This is a genomic window from Mycobacterium sp. 1165196.3 (assembly GCF_001673415.1).
Taxonomy (GTDB): Bacteria; Actinomycetota; Actinomycetes; order Mycobacteriales; family Mycobacteriaceae; genus Mycobacterium; species Mycobacterium europaeum_A.
The window spans coordinates 28,461-45,559 of the sequence record NZ_LZLU01000184.1 but is presented as its reverse complement, the minus strand read 5'-3'; the positions used below and the strand labels follow the sequence as shown (position 1 = coordinate 45,559).

At 66.6% G+C, this 17,099-nt stretch carries 22 protein-coding genes; 8 read left to right on the top strand and 14 right to left on the bottom strand.

Going from position 1 to position 17,099, the window contains the following annotated elements; all coding sequences use genetic code 11:
- On the top strand, positions 1 to 741 hold a 741-nt coding region (locus A5659_RS19685), incomplete at its 5' end, for a DUF2961 domain-containing protein (protein WP_156749282.1).
- Here the strand turns inward: A5659_RS19685 and A5659_RS19680 are convergent.
- The 4 genes from A5659_RS19680 to A5659_RS19665 all read right to left on the bottom strand — a co-directional run bounded on the left by A5659_RS19680 (position 682) and on the right by A5659_RS19665 (position 3,594).
- The gene (locus tag A5659_RS19680; protein ID WP_082976131.1) at positions 682 to 1,512 is read right to left on the bottom strand and encodes a rhomboid-like protein; all 831 of its coding nucleotides are present in this window, start codon (positions 1,510 to 1,512) and stop codon (positions 682 to 684) included. The genes A5659_RS19685 and A5659_RS19680 overlap by 60 nt on opposite strands.
- A 104-nt stretch (positions 1,513 to 1,616) precedes the next feature.
- Positions 1,617 to 2,276, bottom strand: coding sequence for a cysteine hydrolase family protein (locus A5659_RS19675; protein ID WP_066868256.1), 660 nt, complete (start codon positions 2,274 to 2,276; stop codon positions 1,617 to 1,619).
- On the bottom strand, positions 2,242 to 3,006 hold the full coding sequence (locus A5659_RS19670; RefSeq protein WP_067183591.1) for an SDR family oxidoreductase: 765 nt from the start codon (positions 3,004 to 3,006) through the stop codon (positions 2,242 to 2,244). Before A5659_RS19670 ends, A5659_RS19675 begins: the two co-directional genes overlap by 35 nt.
- A 15-nt stretch (positions 3,007 to 3,021) precedes the next feature.
- Positions 3,022 to 3,594, bottom strand: coding sequence for a PaaI family thioesterase (locus tag A5659_RS19665; protein WP_067183587.1), 573 nt, complete (start codon positions 3,592 to 3,594; stop codon positions 3,022 to 3,024).
- A gap of 97 nt (positions 3,595 to 3,691) precedes the next feature.
- Here A5659_RS19665 and A5659_RS19660 point away from each other — a divergent pair, with 97 nt between their 5' ends.
- The 3 genes from A5659_RS19660 to A5659_RS19650 all read left to right on the top strand — a co-directional run bounded on the left by A5659_RS19660 (position 3,692) and on the right by A5659_RS19650 (position 6,406).
- Complete coding sequence (locus A5659_RS19660; RefSeq protein WP_066868262.1) at positions 3,692 to 4,279, top strand: TetR/AcrR family transcriptional regulator; 588 nt, start codon at positions 3,692 to 3,694, stop codon at positions 4,277 to 4,279.
- Positions 4,280 to 4,359: 80 nt separating this feature from the next.
- Complete coding sequence (locus tag A5659_RS19655) at positions 4,360 to 5,193, top strand: mycofactocin-coupled SDR family oxidoreductase (RefSeq protein WP_066868264.1); 834 nt, start codon at positions 4,360 to 4,362, stop codon at positions 5,191 to 5,193.
- A gap of 10 nt (positions 5,194 to 5,203) precedes the next feature.
- The gene (locus tag A5659_RS19650; RefSeq protein ID WP_067183584.1) at positions 5,204 to 6,406 is read left to right on the top strand and encodes a cytochrome P450; all 1,203 of its coding nucleotides are present in this window, start codon (positions 5,204 to 5,206) and stop codon (positions 6,404 to 6,406) included.
- A 26-nt stretch (positions 6,407 to 6,432) separates the two neighbouring features.
- On the opposite strand, the gene A5659_RS19645 is transcribed toward A5659_RS19650, so the two are convergent.
- The 5 genes from A5659_RS19645 to A5659_RS19625 form a co-directional block, all read right to left on the bottom strand.
- Entirely contained in the window at positions 6,433 to 6,990 is a 558-nt protein-coding gene (locus A5659_RS19645) for a TetR/AcrR family transcriptional regulator (RefSeq protein WP_066868267.1), read from the bottom strand.
- A gap of 72 nt (positions 6,991 to 7,062) precedes the next feature.
- Positions 7,063 to 7,389 (bottom strand): hypothetical protein, encoded by a 327-nt coding sequence (locus A5659_RS19640; RefSeq protein ID WP_066868269.1) that lies wholly within the window; start codon positions 7,387 to 7,389, stop codon positions 7,063 to 7,065.
- Positions 7,386 to 8,702, bottom strand: a complete 1,317-nt coding sequence (locus A5659_RS19635; protein WP_067183581.1) for an aromatic ring-hydroxylating dioxygenase subunit alpha — start codon at positions 8,700 to 8,702, stop codon at positions 7,386 to 7,388. The genes A5659_RS19640 and A5659_RS19635 overlap by 4 nt, the downstream gene beginning before the upstream one ends.
- A complete protein-coding gene (locus A5659_RS19630) occupies positions 8,699 to 9,580 on the bottom strand; it encodes an enoyl-CoA hydratase/isomerase family protein (RefSeq protein WP_066868273.1) in 882 nt (293 codons plus the stop codon). The genes A5659_RS19635 and A5659_RS19630 overlap by 4 nt, the downstream gene beginning before the upstream one ends.
- Before the next feature lie 102 nt (positions 9,581 to 9,682).
- The gene (locus A5659_RS19625) at positions 9,683 to 10,648 is read right to left on the bottom strand and encodes a TIGR03621 family F420-dependent LLM class oxidoreductase (RefSeq protein ID WP_066878785.1); all 966 of its coding nucleotides are present in this window, start codon (positions 10,646 to 10,648) and stop codon (positions 9,683 to 9,685) included.
- A 139-nt stretch (positions 10,649 to 10,787) separates the two neighbouring features.
- Between A5659_RS19625 and A5659_RS19620 the strand changes: the two genes are divergently transcribed.
- Positions 10,788 to 11,492, top strand: a complete 705-nt coding sequence (locus A5659_RS19620; protein ID WP_066878783.1) for an SDR family NAD(P)-dependent oxidoreductase — start codon at positions 10,788 to 10,790, stop codon at positions 11,490 to 11,492.
- A 143-nt stretch (positions 11,493 to 11,635) separates the two neighbouring features.
- Entirely contained in the window at positions 11,636 to 12,025 is a 390-nt protein-coding gene (locus A5659_RS19615; RefSeq protein WP_067183578.1) for a PPOX class F420-dependent oxidoreductase, read from the top strand.
- Positions 12,026 to 12,037: 12 nt separating this feature from the next.
- On the opposite strand, the gene A5659_RS19610 is transcribed toward A5659_RS19615, so the two are convergent.
- The 3 genes from A5659_RS19610 to A5659_RS19600 are packed head-to-tail and all read right to left on the bottom strand — an operon-like array spanning position 12,038 to position 13,946.
- Positions 12,038 to 13,024, bottom strand: a complete 987-nt coding sequence (locus tag A5659_RS19610; protein WP_066868282.1) for an SDR family NAD(P)-dependent oxidoreductase — start codon at positions 13,022 to 13,024, stop codon at positions 12,038 to 12,040.
- A gap of 26 nt (positions 13,025 to 13,050) precedes the next feature.
- The gene (locus A5659_RS19605; RefSeq protein WP_067140298.1) at positions 13,051 to 13,746 is read right to left on the bottom strand and encodes a cutinase family protein; all 696 of its coding nucleotides are present in this window, start codon (positions 13,744 to 13,746) and stop codon (positions 13,051 to 13,053) included.
- 26 nt (positions 13,747 to 13,772) lie between these two features.
- Complete coding sequence (locus A5659_RS19600) at positions 13,773 to 13,946, bottom strand: CsbD family protein (RefSeq protein WP_066868284.1); 174 nt, start codon at positions 13,944 to 13,946, stop codon at positions 13,773 to 13,775.
- 61 nt (positions 13,947 to 14,007) lie between these two features.
- Here A5659_RS19600 and A5659_RS28250 point away from each other — a divergent pair, with 61 nt between their 5' ends.
- A complete protein-coding gene (locus A5659_RS28250; protein WP_197498103.1) occupies positions 14,008 to 14,172 on the top strand; it encodes a hypothetical protein in 165 nt (54 codons plus the stop codon).
- A gap of 15 nt (positions 14,173 to 14,187) precedes the next feature.
- On the opposite strand, the gene A5659_RS19590 is transcribed toward A5659_RS28250, so the two are convergent.
- Complete coding sequence (locus A5659_RS19590; RefSeq protein ID WP_066878799.1) at positions 14,188 to 15,207, bottom strand: phosphotransferase; 1,020 nt, start codon at positions 15,205 to 15,207, stop codon at positions 14,188 to 14,190.
- Between the two features lie 188 nt (positions 15,208 to 15,395).
- On the opposite strand from A5659_RS19590, the gene A5659_RS19585 reads away from it, so the two are divergent.
- Entirely contained in the window at positions 15,396 to 15,989 is a 594-nt protein-coding gene (locus tag A5659_RS19585; protein ID WP_066868288.1) for a TetR/AcrR family transcriptional regulator, read from the top strand.
- Positions 15,990 to 16,041: 52 nt separating this feature from the next.
- On the opposite strand, the gene A5659_RS19580 is transcribed toward A5659_RS19585, so the two are convergent.
- Positions 16,042 to 17,097 (bottom strand): dihydrodipicolinate reductase, encoded by a 1,056-nt coding sequence (locus A5659_RS19580; protein WP_066868290.1) that lies wholly within the window; start codon positions 17,095 to 17,097, stop codon positions 16,042 to 16,044.
- Between the last annotated feature and the right edge of the window lie 2 nt (positions 17,098 to 17,099).

Sequence of the window (17,099 nt, the reverse complement as noted above, 5' to 3'; positions counted from 1 at the left end):
GCCGCGTCCCCGCAGTGGTACGGCACCGGCACCGAGGACCTGTATGAGGGCGGCTGGTACTTCAAGGGCGGCACCCACTTCAGCGACCCCCTCAACGGCCAGCCCGATCAACGCACCGCCGCCGGTGGTTGCGCCGACTATTGCGTCGCCGTCTACCGGATCATGCTGGCCGACGCCATCGGCTATCACTCCGCGATCCGATTCGGCATCGAGCACGGCAAACGGAACATGGTCCAACCCGACTACGGCTCAACGGCATTCCTCTACACACAGCCGGTCGCCGGCGTCACCGGTGGCGACGACGTCAGCCCGACGGATCCCGTCAATCGAGTCCTGCACGGCTACGCCGACTTCGACGCGACCGACCAGCTACTGGTCAGCGAGTACGAAGGCACCCAGGACACCCTGCCTGTCGTCGGTTCGGTCCGTATCGGCCAGGGCGCGATCACTTTTCACGTCCAGATCGATCCGGACAACCACGGCATCCTGCTGCGGCGGACATCGGATCAGGCCATCGGTTTTCAGTCGGCCGACGTTGCGGTTGACGGCACACCCACGGGAAACTGGTTGCAGCCGCGCAGCAACAAGTTCCACCGCTGGCTGGACGACACCTACCTGGTGCCGCGCTCGGTGACGGCGGGTAAGGCGCAGGTGACGATCACCCTGACGCCCACCGCCGACTCACCGCCGTGGACCGCCAGCCGCTATCACGTCGACACGCTGGCGGGGCCCGCCGACTAACGAGCGGTTGGTGGCCAGTCCGATGAGAGCACCGGCCAGCCCGCCGGCGGGCGCCATCAGCGAAGGCCCGGCGAGCAACAGATAGCCGAACGTGACGGCGACCAAGAGCAACGCCTGGTGCAGGGGTGCCCACGAGGCCGCCGACCGCAACCGGAACGACAAGCCGATGCCGAGCAACAGCGCCACCACGTGGCCGACGGCGGTGAAGTCCGCACCCGCGGCCGCCACCACCGCGGTTCCCAGCCACCAACCCGCCCAGGTCCCGCGCCAGCGGGCCGGGATCGCGGCGGTGAACGCGCCGAGCACGCACATCGCGCCGTAGCTGATTCCCACGTCGCTGGCGCGGGCGACCGAAACCGGCAGCATGCCGGTTTCGATGGCGGCGACCAGGCCGACCGCGACGATCACCGTGGCGCCGATGTGCCCGACCGCGAAGGTGACGAGCAAGCCCCTGCCACACCACATGAGTTCGCCCAGGGCCAGCAGGCAGACCAGCCCGGGCAGCCAGAAGAACAGATCGCCGCCGTCGTTGACGAATGCGCTGCCGATCAAGGTGCCCAGGTGACCGCGCCCGAGGTTGTGAATGTTCGTGCTCATTCGGGTCACGGCGACCTCGTGCGCGTGCGGGCCCAGCGCGGCGAGGACGAGATAGATGGCGAGCAGGACGACCGCGTAGCTCACCGTCACTCGAACCGACGCCGCTCCGGGTATGGCGCGCAGCGGCGCCTGAGCGCAACGCAGGGCGCCGTCGCGGGTAGCGGCGAGCGTCATGCCTCTACCGTGCGGGTGCGCCGGGCGGCGTGCCTCGTTCTTAACGAAGCCTTCACACGCGCGCCGCAAATCTTCACGGATCGCCGCGGCCCCGTGACGTCGGCTTAAAGAGCGGCGATCGCGGCAACGGCCTCGTCGGCCGTCACGAGCGCCGAGGCGTAGTTGGGCATGTTCACCTCGAGGGCGGCGTGCATCTCGCCAGCCGAGTAATCGGCCGTCGCGTCTCGAACCACCGTGACGTCATACCCGAGCTCGGCGGCGAACCGAACCGTTGCCTCGACGCAGGTATGTGCGATCAAGCCCATCACGATGACCCGCTCGATGCCATGGCGCTTGAGCTGCAGGTCGAGGTCGGTGTTGGCGAAGCCGCTGGAACACCAGTGTTCGTGAGCGACGATGTCGCCCGGTTGCGGCTCGAACCCGGGACGGATCTCGCCGCCCCAGGTGCCGTATTCAAAGGTCTTGCGCGACCAGGCTGCTCGTTGCACCGGCGCGATGTACTTCCACGTCTCGTAATCGCCCGGGCGGTAGCGACGATGCAGCGCGTAAAACACGCGCAAACCCGCACCGCGGGCGGCATCGAGCACCTGCTGCATATGGGTGACGCAGTCATTGCTTTCGATGACGCCTTGCAACCGATCCCACACTTTCCCGCCCGGAGAAATGAAATCGTTGTAGGGATCGATCACCAGAAGCCCGGTCGCCGCCTTGTCATTCGCCACCCGACCATCATCTCTCGGCCGCGCCCATGATGAACGGGACATCTTCGGGAGCCGCATGGCGGGCGGTCAACAACGCCCTGGCCGCTCCGCCGATCGGAATGCGCAGCGGCAGTTGCGGTTTCTCGGCGGCATCGACCACCTCGGCCGCGACCTGTTCGGGGGTGATCATTCCGGCGCGGGCCCCGCCACCCCGCAGGATCGCCGCGTAGGGATCGTCGGGGAGCCTGTAGGTGGTCACGTCGTCGAGCGCCCCGGAGCTCACGGCTCCGGGCTCCAACAGGGCGGCCTGAATCCCCAACGGCGCGACCTCGATCGCCAACGCCTCGACGAGGGCTTCCAGCGCCCACTTCGTTGCCGCATACGCCGCCCCGGGCGGCAGCACGACGCGTCCGAGGACGCTGGACATGAACAGCAGTTTCCCGTCACGTCGGGACCTCATCTGCGGCAGGACCGCCTGGGCCACGCGGATCGCGCCGACGGTGTTGAGGTTGAGCAGCCGCTGCAGCTCGGCCAGCGGCGTGGCTTCCACGGCGGCGTAGAAGATCACCCCGGCGTTGGCGACGACGATGTCGATTTCGCCGGCGGCGTCGACGGCCGCGGTGACGCTGGCATCGTCGGTGACGTCGAGGGACAGCCGCAGGGCGACGTCGAGCTCCGCCAGGGTGCGGGGGTCACGGGCGGTGGCGACCACGCGGTGGCCGCGGCCGGCGAACTCGGTGGCGACGGCGCGGCCGATGCCGCGGTTGGCGCCGGTGATCAAAACGGAGGTCATGGCGGGCCGGTCCTTTCAGCGATGCTTGCCGTTGCCATTGTATTGAGTTGTGCGACTGGGTAATTCGAAGATCAACAGGGTGCTGCTCGCCGTCGCGACGAGCGCTCCGGAGGCATCGGTGGCCTTCGCTTCGGTGAACCCGATGCGCGCGCCCGCCTTGACCACCGTGCCGACCGCGGTCAGTGGTCCGCTGGCCACGGTGACGGCTTTGAGGTAGTTGACCTTGATTTCGACCGACGTGTACCCGAAGCCCGCGGCGAGTGTGGTGTGCAATGCGCAGCCGGTGACGGTGTCCAACAGCGTGCACACGGTGCCGCCGTGCACCGTTCCCAGCGGGTTGTACATGGACCCGTCGGGTGTGCAGCTGAAGGCGATGCGGCCGTTTTCCACCTCGGCGATGCGCATCTGGATGAGCTCACCGATCGGTGGCGGCGGCAACTGCCCGTCGGACACCGCCCGCCAGTAGGACAGGCCGGACATCGACGCGGCGGCGGCCTGGGTGGCGATCGGGTCGTGCCAGCTGATCAGGCGCGACCGGGGCTCGCCCCATCCCGTGACCTCGGCCTCTCGAGCGTCTGAATGCACCATGCGACCCCTCCGGCATAAAACTGATCGGTTTACTTCGTTAGCACCAAGCTAGCGATGCACCGGCTATTTGTAAACCGGACGGTGTACCATCGGTGCCATGAGCGCAGCCGCAGCACAGTCGCCCCGGGTGGCCGGGCGCGGCGCACGCGAACGCATCGAGCGCGCCGCGGCCCGGCTCTTCTACCGCAACGGCATTCACGCGACCGGAGTCGAACTGATCGCGCAAGAGGCCGGCGTCTCCAAGCGAACGCTTTACCAACATTTCGCCAGCAAGAACGAGCTCATCGACACCTATCTGCGCAACATCGACGCCCGCGGCGGCTCGCCCACCGAACGCCGCCTCGACGAGGGTGACCTGCCCGCCCGCGAGCGCCTGCTGGCCATCTTCGACGTACGTCAATCGGACATCGTGCGCGGCTGCCCTTTTCACAACGCCGCGGTGGAATCGGCCGGATCGCTGGCGACGACGGACGACATCGTGCGAACCCACAAGCGCAACTTCAGTGACCGTCTCATCGCGGTCGCGCGCGAGGCCGGTGCCGCCGATCCTCATCTGCTCGGCCAGCAGCTGGCCGTGCTGTTCGAGGGTGCCACCGCGATGGCGACGTCACTGAATGACACCGCGCCCGTTGTGCATGCGCGCGCCGCCGCGGCAACGCTGATCGAGGCCGCGCTGCGGTCTTGACGGACTCGTCACGATGCTGCTAGACATGGCCTGCGCCACACTTTTGGGCGATCGCCCAAAGTCGATGGGTGGAGGATGCCATGGGTCGGATGGACGGCAAGGTCGCCTTCGTGACCGGTGCGGCACGGGGGCAGGGCAGGAGTCACGCCGTCAGGCTCGCGCAGGAGGGTGCCGACATCATCGCGGTCGACATCTGCCGGGGATTTGAGGGATCGCCGGCTCCCGCCGCGACACCGGAAGACCTCGACGTCACGGCGGGCATGGTCAAGGACGCCGGAGCTCGCGTGGTGACCGCCGAGGTCGACGTCCGCGAGTACGACGCGTTGCGGGCGGCGGTCGACGGCGGTGTCGAACAGCTGGGGCGCCTCGACGTCATCGTCGCGAACGCCGGCATCGGCACGATGACCGGCAAGCTGCACAAGACCGACGAGGCGCTGTGGCAGGAGATGATCGACGTCAACCTCAGCGGTGTGTGGAAGACGGTCAAGGCCGGTGTCCCGCACCTGCTGGAGGGCGACCGCGGCGGTTCGATCATCCTGACCTCGTCGGTCGCCGGCAAGAAGGCCTACCTGCACACCGGGCACTACACGTCGGCCAAGCACGGCGTGATAGGGCTGATGCGCGCGTTCGCAGTCGAATTGGGACACAAGATGATTCGGGTCAATGCCGTGTTGCCGACCCATGTGAACACGCCGCTGCTGATCAACGAGGGCACCTTCCACGCGTTTCGCCCCGATCTGGACAACCCTGGACCCGACGATCTCGCGCCGATCTGCCAGACCTTCCACACGCTGCCGATCCCGTGGGTCACCGCCCAGGACATCAGCAATGCCGTGCTGTTCCTGGCCTCCGACGAGGCCCGCTACATCACCGGGGTCGCGCTCCCGGTGGACGCGGGCAGCTGCCTGAAGTAAGGAAGCATCGATGACGGTCACCAACGACACCGACGTCTACTACGACCCCTACGACGTCGACATCAATGCCAACCCGTACCCGATCTACGCGCGGCTGCGCGAGGAAGCGCCGATCTACTACAACGAGCGCTACGACTTCTGGGCGCTGTCAAGGCATTCCGACGTCGAACGCGGCCTGGCCAACTGGGAGACCTTCTCCAACAGACGAAGCGACATCCTCGAGCTCGTCCAGTCGAAATTCGACATGCCCGGCGGCGTCATGATGTTCCAGGACCCGCCCGAACACTCGAGGCTGCGCGGCCTGATGTCGCGGGTGTTCACCCCCCGCCGGATGGCCGCGCTCGAGGACCAGATCCGGCAATACTGCGTGCGCTGCCTGGACCCGCTGGTCGGCTCCGGGGGTTTCGACATCATCGCCGAGCTGGCATCCATGATGCCGATGCGCGTGATCGGAATGCTGTTGGGGATCCCGGAGTCCGAACAGATCTCAGTGCGCGACGCCAACGACGCCAACCTGCGCACCAAGCCGGGTGCGCCGTTGAAGGTCGCCGACGCCGACTCCATCGCCGACGGCCGCATCTACGCCGACTACGTCGAATGGCGTTCCAAGAACCCCTCGGACGATTTGATGACAACGCTGCTCAACGTCGAATTCGACGACGAGAACGGGGTGCACCGCAAGCTGACCCGCAAGGAGGTGCTGCACTACACGCAGGTGGTCGCCGGGGCCGGAAACGAGACCACCGGCCGGCTGATCGGCTGGCTGGCCAAAGTGCTCGCCGAGCACCCCGACCAGCGCCGCGAAACCTACCGGGACCGGTCACTGTTGACCCGCACCGTCGACGAGACGCTGCGATTCGAACCCACCGGTCCGCACGTCGCCCGTTGGATGGCAAGGGATTTCGAGTGTTACGGCACGACGGTGCCGGCCGGCAGCGCGATGCTGTTGCTGTTCGGCGCCGCCAATCGCGATCACCGCCGCTACACCGATCCCGACACCTACGACATCCGCCGCGACAACATCTCGCACATCACCTTCGGTAAGGGCGTGCACTACTGTCTGGGTGCCAACCTGGCCCGCCTCGAGGGCCGCGTCGCGCTGGACGAGATCCTCAACCGGTGGCCCGAATGGGACATCGATTACGACACGGCGCAATTGGCGTCGACGTCGACCGTCCGCGGCTGGGAGCGACTGCGGGTCGTGCTGCCCTGAGAACGGCTGGCGCTTAACCGGCCGTGTCAGCTGCCGCGGCGTTTCTTCGGCGTGGGCATCTCGAATCGGTCCAGGAAGCGATTGACCAACGCGATGGCCTCGTCATGGCCGCCGTGGGTACCGAGGCCCTGCTCGAGGATCAGTGTGCGCCCGATGGAGGCGATGACGACCGCCAGGGCCGCGGGCGGGAATTCGTCCGTGTCGAGCTCGTGTTCGCGAACGATGAAGTTCAGGGCGGTGATCTGCTGTTCGCGCCAGCGCTCCGACCATGCCGAGATTTCGGCCCGAATCTCCTTGCGGTGGTTGGCAAGTCCCATGAACTCCAGCAGCAGCCGGGTGTCCTTGGGTTCGATGAGCGTTGCCCAGAAGGCGTGCAGCGGCCGGTCGGAGGACAACGCCTTCTGCTGGCGCTCCAGGTAGATCGCGGCACCGCGGCGAAAGACGGCCAGGTACAGCTCGTCCATGGTGGGGAAGTAGTAGTGCACCAGGGCCGGTTTGACGCCGGCCTTCGCCGCTACCCGCCGTGACGTGGCCGCGGCGTAGCCCTCCTCGAGCATGATCTGACTCGTGGCGGCCACCAGCATGTCGCGCGTGGTCGAGTCACGCGGCTTCGGTCGATGGGATGCGGTCACTGTGTGGTCTTATCACAGGTCCGGTCAGGGAACCGGCTCGGCGACCATGTCGAAGAACGCGGCACCGGAGTCCGGGATGCGGTTCTGTTTGAACACGTTGACGGCGTAGGAGACCAGGATCATCGAATACAGCAGGTGCAGCAGCCTGGTCGCCTCGTCCGGTAACGCGTTGATGTCGAGCCCGTTCAGGTAGGCGATCGCCTCCTCCGCTCGTGGGGCGATGGCGTCGTAGAAGGTGACGAGGTCGTCGTAGGGCTTGGCCAGTCGCGCCTCGTAGCGCTGCGCGCGGGTCGGCAACGCCCAATCGTCGACGAACGGTTCGAGGTCGGTGAAACCGGCAGGCAGCGTCATGACGACTCTCCGGATCGATAGGCATCCACCGTGTCGCGAATGACGGTGTGGAACTGGCGGATGAGCAGTTCCTGGTCGCTGAGGTGAAAGCTGTTCTGCGCGCGGGTTTTCAGGGCAGAATGGGTCGCCTCGATCGTGTTCACGTCCTGCATCGCGAACTCGATCGTGCTGTCGACCACCAGTTCCTGGGCCAGGCGTTCGGCGGCGTTGGCCGGTGGCAGGAAATACATGTCGATCTCGTAAATGTGCGAGTCGACCGTCTCGGGCCAATAGGTGTAGGTGATGTAGTAGCCGCGGGCCCAGATCTGGATCGAGATGTTCGGGAACACCCAGAACTGGTCGTTGCCCCACGAGGCGATGTCGCCGCGGTTGAGGAAATTCGGTTGCGGCGCTCCGAAGCCCAGGTCGGGAACGTCGTCGGGCCCGAACAGCCCGGCGCGGAACAGCTTGTACACCCAGCGCTGGTCCTGGCGGGCCGGTCCCGCGGTGCCGGGCTCGCGCGGTGGCAGCGGTGGCGGCCCGGGCACCGAGGTGAGCATGTGGGGCCGGAACAGTTCGTAGTGGTAAGAGTCGACGGGCGGCACCATCTTCTCGGCCTTGGAGACGTCGGGATCGATGAAGCGGCCGTGCACATACGGCGGGTGATACCACTCGCAGACCGAATCGACGGCCAGCTTCCAGTTCCCGTTGATGCGGGTGGAAAACCCGTAGTGCTGCGTCATCCTCTCGAAGGGATAGGCCTCGATGCCCAGCAATCCGTCGCCGAGGAAGTCACGCAACGGCACCGGTGCCCCTTCTTGTTCGGAGGCGAGGTTGACGAAGATGAAACCCGCCCAGACCTCGCAGTGCACCGGGGGCATGCGCAGTGTGCTCCTGTCGAGGTCGAAGAACTCGCCCTCGTTGGTGATGTGGTTGACCTTGCCGTCCAGGCCGTAGCGCCACCCGTGGTACTTGCACGCGAATGCCCTACAGGTGCCCGACGTTTCGCGGCCCGGGTGCTCCTGCCAGACCACCTTGTTGCCGCGGTGCGCGCACACGTTGTGGAAGGCGTGCACGGTGTCGTCGCGGTCTCGGGCGATCACGATCGAGGCGAGGCGCCCGGGCAGATCGCGAGTGAAGTAGGAGCCCTTACGGGGCAGCCGTTCGATGCGTCCAACGCACAACCAGTTTCGCTCGAAGACGGCCTTGCGTTCGGCGGTGAAGAACTCCTCGGAGATCGAGTCCTCGTAGCTGACCGGCGCAGTCCCCAGCTCGGGATAGTCGGTGGTGAACTTGCCCCGCCCGGTCGACAGGCGCTGCTGGATGCCGGTCATGACGGGGCTCCGCCATTGCTCGGTGTCGACCATGGCTCCGCGTCCCAGGCCCGGTCCAGCGGCGCCATCTCGCCGCCGAACGGGAAGAAGGCGCGCTGCGCGTAGGTCTCCCGGGCCAACCCGTGGCCGAGCTCGTCGATGAAGGCACGCTTGAGCGGATTGGTGAACAGCTGCCGCGAGTAACGCAGCGTCAGTGGTGGGCGCTTGACCAGTTCGCGGGCGAGTTCCCAAGCCCTGTCCAGCAATTGGTCCTTGGGCAGCACCTCGTTGACCACCCCCCACTCCTTGGCCTCCTGGGCGCCGAGCTTCATGCCGGTCAGCAGGAAATAGCGGGCCCGGGTGTGGCCGGCCAGAAAGCTCCAGATGACATGCTGGCCGTCGCCGGGCACCTGGCCGCGCGGAAAGTGCGAGGCGTCCTGAAAGTAGGCGTCTTCGGCGGCCAGCACGATGTCGCCGAGCAGCGGCACCTCGGAGTGCATGTTGCACGGCCCGTTCACCGCGCTGATCATCGGCACGTCGACATCGAGCACATTGGTGATCAAATGACGCGCGTACCAGGCTTTTTCGTCGAGCTTCAGCAGGCCGCGGGTGCCCGGCATCAAAAGATAGTCGGGTTTGTCGACCGGGTCGCCGTTGGGCATGCGTCCCCAGTTGGCGTTGTAGTTCTCGCCGGTTCCGGTGTGGATGAGCACCTTGATCTCGCGGTCGCCCGCGATATCGGCGAACACATCCGACATCTCGTCGTGTGCCCGCCAGTCCCACACCAGGCTGCCGCCGTTGGTGTGGCACTGCATCAACAGGATGCCGTCCTCGGAGAGCTCGAGCCGATAATTCGCGTAGCGATCGTGGTATTCGCTGTATCTGGTGCGCTTCGCCATTGGGCCGTCTCATTCCCGACAAATTGTCAGCCAGCTCGTTTGAGCGATCGCCCAAACTCCGATAGCTGCCATGCTTGCACCTGAAGTCGCGGGGGTCAAGGTTCACCGTCCGTGCAGGCGGGCCACCACCGGTGCGAAGGATTCGATCTGTGACTGCTGCACGGTGACGTAATTGACGCCCAGGCTTTCCCGGCGCGAATGCAGCTTCTCCACAACGTATTCCGCCGAGCCGATCAGGACATTCGGATGGTCCCGTAACAACTCGGCGGTGATGCCCGTCGACGCCGCCAGCCCGGCCAGTACCGCCTCGGGGTCGTCGGTGATCTCGGTGAAGTACGGCGAGCTTTCGACGTCGAGGCGGCCGTAGCGCTCCCCGGCGGCGGCCCGCACGAACCCGATTCGGCGCTCGGCCACCGCCTGTGGGTCCAGCCCGTCGGCGTCGCGCGCCACAAAGGGCACGCTGGAGATGCTGACGATGTCGGCTTCGCGCCCGGCCAGCGTGAGGACGCGCTGTCCGCCGCCGCCGATCATGACCGGCGGATGCGGTTGTTGCACCGGTCGCGGCCGGCCCGCATAGCCGCGTACCCCGACGAACTCGCCCGAGCAGTCGAGTTCCTCGCCCCGCCAATGGGCCTTGATCAGCGAGACCACCTCGGCCAGCTTGGCGATCCGCCGGCCCGGCCGGTCGAATTCGAGGCCCATCGCGGCGTACTCGACGCCGCTCCAGCCGGCGCCGATACCGAATTCGAGCCGGCCCTCGGAGAGCAGGTCGAGCGTCGCCGCCTCCTTGGCCAGCACCGCGGGCACGTGGTAATCGATGCAGAAGACGCGGCAACCGATGCGCACGGTGTCGGTCCAGGCCGCCGCCGCAGCCATCGCCGCGACCGGTGCCAGGTCCTGGCGCGGGGTGCGGGCCTGGCGCTGCGCGGGCCCCGGCCCCAGGTAGTGGTCGGCGAGGAAAAGCGTTGTGTAGCCGAGGTCTTCGACGCGGCGAACGGTGTCGCGCCACGCGCGCGCGTCGGCGGCATTGGTCGCCTGCACTCCGAACCGAAACGGGGGTCTGCCCATCAACGGACCCTAAGCGGGGCGGCGGAACCGAATCAAGGCGAATCCGAGATGTCGCGTCTTGACCGTCGCGGCGGCCGGGTGATAGGCATGTGGAGCCCATGTTTGGGCGGTCGCTCAGGAAAGCCGAGGTGATGCGCGCGTGAAGACGGCGGTCGTTACCGGCGGCGCCTCGGGGATCGGCCGTGCCGTCGCCGAGCGGTTGCGCAGCGACGGGTTTCAGGTGGCCGTGCTCGATCTGGCTGTCACCGATGACGGGTTCGGTTATGGCGCCGATGTCACGGACCGCGCTCAGGTCGATGCCGCGATAGCGGCCATCCGCAAGGCGTTTGGCCCGATTCTGGTGTTGGTCAATGCGGCAGGCGTGGAAGGGTTCGCGAAGTTCTCGGAGATGTCCTTCGAGCAATGGTCGAAGGTGATCGACGTCAACCTGCACGGCGTTTTCCACACCGTCCAGGCCGTGCTGCCCGACATGGTCGAGGCGAAATGGGGGCGCATCGTCAACATCTCGTCGTCCAGCACGCACTCCGGGCAGCCGTTCATGGCTCACTACGTCGCCGCGAAGTCCGCGGTGAACGGGCTGACCAAATCGCTGGCCCTCGAATACGGACCAGTGGGCATCACCGTCAATGCGGTGCCGCCGGGCTTCGTCGATACCCCGATGCTGCGCAGCGCCGAGCGGCGCCACCTGCTCGGTGGGACCGTGGAGGACCACATCCAACGCACCCCGGTGCGTCGCGTGGGCAAGCCGGAGGACATCGCCGCGGCCTGCGCCTTCTTTGTCTCCGAGGAGGCCGGCTACATCACCGGCCAGATACTGGGCGTCAACGGTGGGCGCAACACCTGAACACCAAACACTTGGATTCCCAACGGGATTGATGCGCGAGCGGGATGCTCCGCTGGTCGGCGGCGCCGGGCTGACCATCCCATGATTGGGAAGTTCGCGATCGGGGAATGGGTGGGGCATCCATCCACAGACAAGGAATCCCGGTGGCCACCAGCTTCAAGGACGTCATTCAATCCACATACCTGCTGTTGACGACATTCACCAAGGACGGGCGTCCGAAACCGACGCCGATCTGGGGCGTGCCCGACGGTGACGACAAATTGTTGGTGATCACCGACGACGGCTCGTGGAAAACCAAGCGAATCAACAACACTCCCAGGGTGACAATCGCCAAGAGCGCGGCGCTGGGCAAACCCAAGAGCGACGAGGTCGAAGCCGTCGCCCGGGTGTTACCGAAATCCGAGACGCGGCGGGTCTACAACGCCGTCCTCAAGCGGTATTGGTATCACGCGTGGTGGTTCTATGCGCACACGATCGTCCGCGGCGGCATCGACAAGGTGCACGTCGGCCTGGAGATCAAGCCCGCGGCCTGACAGCCCGCGCGGCTAGGAGCCCTCGGAGCGAATGGCCTCAAAAGTATCTGCGACCGTCTCCTGCGGATCCCGGTAGGTGATGCCGAGTTCTCGTTCGCTCGGGGAATCGTCGGAGGCCGGCATTTGCGTGTAGTACTGCATTCCGGCCCACGTGAACGGCGTTTCGAAGGGCAGGAAGCGGTTCGCTCGATCCAGCACCGCGCCCGCCACGCGCAGCGCCGTGTCCGGGATGGGGACGGCGACCATCGGCGTCCCCGCGACCTCGCCGAGCAGGTTGGCCAGGTCCGCCGCGGGCACCCGATGACCGCCGGCGGTGTAGCGGCGGGGCCCGTGCCCGGGTTCGAGTAGGGCCGCGTGCAGCGCGGCCAGGTCCCGTACGTCGACGATCAGCCACGCCGCGCTGCGGCCCGGGATCGCGTGCATCTGCAGCGCGGATCGCACACCCTCGCCGGCCTCGCCGAACTGGTCGCCGACCGGCGGGCCGAGCACCATGCCCGGATAGGTGATGTTGACCGGCGCGCCGGCATCCTGCAGGCCCCGGGCGTAGATCTCGACCTGTGCCTTGGAGGTTCCGTATCCATCCGCGCCGCCCACCACCGGCAGGTCCGCCGTCAACGTCTCCAGGTCGGGATGGAACAGCGCGGTGAAGCTGGACACGTGGACGATGGGGTCCAGGCCCAGCTCGACCGACTGCCCCAGGACGTTCTGCGCGCCTTGCATATTGGTGGCGAGCATCTCGGCGGTCTGACGGGGGTCGGTGGCCACCAGTGCGGCGCTGTGCACGACGGCGTCGCAGCCCTGCAACGCCTCCCGCACGGCGACCCGGTCGGTGATGTCGGCGACGGCGAAGTCCGAGACGTCCACGCCCAGCTTGGCGACGGTGGTCTGCAACTTGTCGGGGTTTCGCACCAGGAACCTGACGGAGTGCCCGGCATCGGAGATGGCCTTGGCGGTCCAGCCGCCGACGAATCCGGTACCGCCCGTGATCAGAACCCGCATGGCCTCATTCTGCAAGACCGCCGAATCTACAGGTGGCTCGAGGCGAAGTTGGCCGCTTGGTTCGTCATGCCGTTGATCGGATATGACGTGTGCGCGGCGAAATCGCTGCCGTCGCCCTTGCCGCAGACCGGGTCACCCTGCGCGCACAACTCCAGGGTCTTGGGCTGATACAACGGGCCGATGGTCAGCGGCGGTGCGTTGTACTTCTGCAGGAACTGACCCGACGGCGTTCCGAACAGCGTCACGGCGGCGACGTGCTTGGCGACATCGGGCGGCATCGGCGGGGGTACCGCGGACGCGGGCACCCCCGGGGGCACCGCGGCCGAGGTGGTGTATCCCGCGACGGCAGCGCCCTGCGAGTAGCCGCCGAGCACCTCTTTGGTGTTGGGACAGTTCGCGGCCATCGACTCGATGTGCGAACTGGCGTCGCGGATACCGTCGATGACGGTCAACGGAAAGTCCGGGCTCGAAAAGTCAGTGCTGGCAGGGTAATTCACCGGATACACGGTCAGTGACCTGCCGCCGACCTGTGAGCGCAACGCGTCAACGAAGGGCTGGCCGATCCCGCCGACGCCGGGCGCCTCGCCCGATCCCCGGGCGAAAACGACCTCGACGTCCGGGCACGGCTCGGCCGCCGCGGTCGGCGCCGGCGCGCCCGCCATCAGCGCACCGCACACCGCCGCCGCGGAAAGCAGACTAATCGACAGTCGGCGCGCCAACATGGCGGGCGACCCATCGCGGCAGTTCATTACTTCTTGAAGGCGTCCTTCACCTTTTCACCGGCGTCCTTCAGGCTGGACTTCGCCTGGTCCGCCCTGCCCTCGTTTTTGGTGTCGTGATCGCCGGTCGCCTTGCCGACTGCCTCCTTGGCCCGGCCGCCGAGGTCCTCGATCTTGTTCTTCAGCTTGTCTTCGTTGCTCATGCCGCTGTGGCTACCCAGCAATGGCGGCTGCCAAAACCCGCGCTGCTGTCATCATGGATTCGTGAGCACCGCAATCGTGGTGGCGGTAGTGGCGGGGTTGATGCTGCTCGGCATCGGCATGGTGATCAATCAGCTGCTGCGCCTGAGGCGCTATTTGGGGGACTCGCCCACCGTGCAACCCCCCGGTACGGATGCTGACCCGCCTCCGGACCCACCGACCCCCTGACGGGGTGCCGCGGGTTCAGCTCGCAATCGCGGCGATCGCGGCCGCGCTCTCCAAGTCGCCGAAGGCGACCGCGTATCGCTGAGCCAGGGCCGCGGCGACTTCGACGCGTTGCCAGAGTCCCCCGCCGGCGCTGGCCGTGCACAGCCACAAAGCCAACCCGTGTGCGACCGACGCGCGATAGCGCAACCAAACCTCTGCCGGGGACGGAATCTCGTTGGCGGACAGCGCGAGCGCATCGCGGTATTCGTCGAGGAGGCTGCGTTCGTGCCTGCGGCGATCATCAACCGTCAGAGCGCCCTGCAGGAAGTAGCCGAGGTCAAGTGACCAGTTTCCCCGGCGCGTCATCTGCCAGTCCAGGAACCCTACTTCGCCGTGTGGCGTGACGTAGGTGTTGCCGATGTGTGGATCGCCGTGCAGCAACGTCTGGGGCGATGAGGTCAGGGTCCGGATGTACGGCTTCCACACTGACTCGACGAGATGGTCGATGGTCAGATTCAGCACCTCGGCGGGAGTGTCGTGATCGAGGAGTTCCAGGGCCGACGGCAGCGGGGCGTATTGCAGGCCGTCGAAGGGCAGGAACGGTTCGAGCCAGACGAGACCCGGATGTCGCAGTACGCGCTCGCCCCAGTATCGGCCGTGCAGTCGGCCCAGGGCGCGCACTCCGGAGGCGGCCTCCTCGACGGTCAGCGGGCGGAGCGAGTCACGCGGATCCGCCGCGCGTGCGTTCAGATCCTCCATGACCATGATGAAGTCGTAGGCGTCTTCATCGATCACAGCGGTGTACACCGCCGGGTGTTCGAGCGGCAGGGGAACACCGGACATGAATAACCGCGGCTCGTGGAACATCCCGCTGGTCATCCGGATCAGCTCTTTGTGAGCCGGATCGGCGGCCTTGACGAATACGGTGGCCGGACCGTCGCCGGCCGAGTAGCTCAGCGCTAGTCGGGCGCGCCGGTTGGTGCCGTCGTCGCGGAGCTCGACGGCCACCTCGTCGACGACGGCATCGGGGTGACTCTCCGCGAGGGCCGCCGACATCCAGGCCGGGGTGATGTCGTCCCAGCTCTGCGGCACCGACAGCGGCAGCGTGCGCACCAGGATCCTCTCGTCGTGGCGGCCGTGGTGTGCCAGTAACGACACGGACCGTGTCGTTACTGGCTAGGAGGGGAAGTTACCGCATGTGGCGCACCCTTTGGAAGGGCTCGGGCTGATCTAAGCTCGCCCTCATGCCTCAGATGAGGGGCGGCAGACCGCGCGACATGCAGCTTGACGATGCGATCCTGGTGGCCACCCGGGATCTGTTGGCGGTGGGCAGTTACGCCGAGTTGTCGATGGAGAAGGTGGCCGCCCACGCCAAAGTGGGCAAGAAGACGTTGTACCGCCGCTGGCCGTCGAAAGCCCCACTCGTCGCAGATGCCGTCCTGGACGCCTACGGTCGAGGCGGCTCGTTCGAGGTCCCCGACACCGGCGACCTACGAGCCGATCTGCGCTCCTGGCTCGTCGAGCACGCGGAATTCATCGCCGACCCGGCGAGCGCAGCGCTCATACGGGCGCTGATTGCCGCCGCGGCCGCAAGCGCGGCGGATAACGAGGCGCTCTACCAACAGCTCAGCATCCCCCAGCACGCCGGGCTGTTGGCCCGCCTGCGCCGCGCCGCCGGCGACGGCCACTTGCAGGCCGACGCGGATCTCGATTCGGTCGCGAACGCGCTGATCGGCACCCTGCTGCTGCGCGTGCTGACCGGCATACCGGCCGGCGGCCCGCCCGCGACCGAGTTCGACGGACTCCTCGACGCGCTTCTCGACGGCGCCGCGCGCTGATCCGCGAAGGCAGCTATCCCAAGCCAGGTCGGCGACGGACGGCGCTTGGGAACTAGATCTTTGCGTTGCCGCGCGGCAGTGTCAGCGGAAGATCGGCGTAGGTGGCGATGCCTGGCGCCGCGGCGACGACTGCGGCGATCCCGTTGATGGCCGGCACGGCCGTCATGATGTGGCCGAGGTCCATGAATTCCTCGAGCGTCGTGGCCTCGAAGTACGGCGGCGGCAGGAAGCCGACCTTGGTGGTGACCGTGGGCTGGCCGTCGATCTGGATGACCCAGCCATCCTGCTCGATCTTCCAGTCGGGTTCCAGGGTCTGGCCCTTTTTCCACCGGACGTTGAGGTCGATCAGCGTCTTGTCGTTGACGACGCCCTGCCAGCTGATGTAGGTGCCCGCGACGTGTCCGGCCGGGATGGTCCAGGACGCCATCACGAGATCCTCGGTGGTCTGGGCGAACTCGGCGACGCAGCGCACCTCGTCGAGCTCGACGCCCAGCGCGTCACCCACCAACCGGACGGCCTCACCAAAAATGGCGGTGCCCTTCGCCGCCATCGCCGGCAGGTCGGGATGGTCGATCGGCTGGCCGAAGCCGACGGGCTTCTCGGTCTCCGGCGAGTCATAGAAGGTGGTGTCGGCGGCCTCGTTGACGGTGACCTTGTCGATCCGGTTGCAGACCATGGCCGAAACGATGGCCAACAGTTCGGCGAAGCCGGGGCTGACGCCGGACCCGAAGATGGTGGAGCCGCCCTTCTCGCAGGCCTCCAAGATGCGGTCGCGACCCTCGCCAAGATTGTGGCCGGTGATGAACGACGCCGTGGTCACCACGTTGACGCCCGCGGACAGAATGCGGACCAGTTCGTCCACGTTGATCCACATCGGGTTGTAGACCACGCAGTCCGGCTTCAGCGCCAGCAGCTCATCGATGTCGTTGGTGGCCGCGATCCCGAGCGGCTCGATCCCGACGAGTTCCCCGGCGTCACGGCCCGCCTTCTCCGGCGACCAGGCGTAGCAGCCCACCAGTTCGAGGGTGGGGTTGGTGACGATCGATTTCAGCGAGCTCTTGCCGACGTTTCCGGTGTTCCACTGAACCACTCGATAGGTGTTTGGCACTC

Coding starts and splice junctions, on each gene's coding strand:
- A5659_RS19645 (WP_066868267.1), bottom strand. CDS start 6,990: ATGCTGGTGGCCGCCACGAGTCAGATCATGCTCGAGGAGGGCTACGCC.
- A5659_RS19625 (WP_066878785.1), bottom strand. CDS start 10,648: ATGGGCAGACCCCCGTTTCGGTTCGGAGTGCAGGCGACCAATGCCGCC.
- A5659_RS19655 (WP_066868264.1), top strand. CDS start 4,360: ATGGGTCGGATGGACGGCAAGGTCGCCTTCGTGACCGGTGCGGCACGG.
- A5659_RS19590 (WP_066878799.1), bottom strand. CDS start 15,207: ATGTCGGCGGCCCTCGCGGAGAGTCACCCCGATGCCGTCGTCGACGAG.
- A5659_RS19650 (WP_067183584.1), top strand. CDS start 5,204: ATGACGGTCACCAACGACACCGACGTCTACTACGACCCCTACGACGTC.
- A5659_RS19660 (WP_066868262.1), top strand. CDS start 3,692: ATGAGCGCAGCCGCAGCACAGTCGCCCCGGGTGGCCGGGCGCGGCGCA.
- A5659_RS19640 (WP_066868269.1), bottom strand. CDS start 7,389: ATGACGCTGCCTGCCGGTTTCACCGACCTCGAACCGTTCGTCGACGAT.
- A5659_RS19680 (WP_082976131.1), bottom strand. CDS start 1,512: ATGACGCTCGCCGCTACCCGCGACGGCGCCCTGCGTTGCGCTCAGGCG.
- A5659_RS19585 (WP_066868288.1), top strand. CDS start 15,396: ATGCCTCAGATGAGGGGCGGCAGACCGCGCGACATGCAGCTTGACGAT.
- A5659_RS19675 (WP_066868256.1), bottom strand. CDS start 2,276: ATGTCCCGTTCATCATGGGCGCGGCCGAGAGATGATGGTCGGGTGGCG.
- A5659_RS19670 (WP_067183591.1), bottom strand. CDS start 3,006: ATGACCTCCGTTTTGATCACCGGCGCCAACCGCGGCATCGGCCGCGCC.
- A5659_RS19605 (WP_067140298.1), bottom strand. CDS start 13,746: ATGTTGGCGCGCCGACTGTCGATTAGTCTGCTTTCCGCGGCGGCGGTG.
- A5659_RS19630 (WP_066868273.1), bottom strand. CDS start 9,580: ATGGCGAAGCGCACCAGATACAGCGAATACCACGATCGCTACGCGAAT.
- A5659_RS19610 (WP_066868282.1), bottom strand. CDS start 13,024: ATGCGGGTTCTGATCACGGGCGGTACCGGATTCGTCGGCGGCTGGACC.
- A5659_RS19665 (WP_067183587.1), bottom strand. CDS start 3,594: ATGGTGCATTCAGACGCTCGAGAGGCCGAGGTCACGGGATGGGGCGAG.
- A5659_RS19600 (WP_066868284.1), bottom strand. CDS start 13,946: ATGAGCAACGAAGACAAGCTGAAGAACAAGATCGAGGACCTCGGCGGC.
- A5659_RS19635 (WP_067183581.1), bottom strand. CDS start 8,702: ATGACCGGCATCCAGCAGCGCCTGTCGACCGGGCGGGGCAAGTTCACC.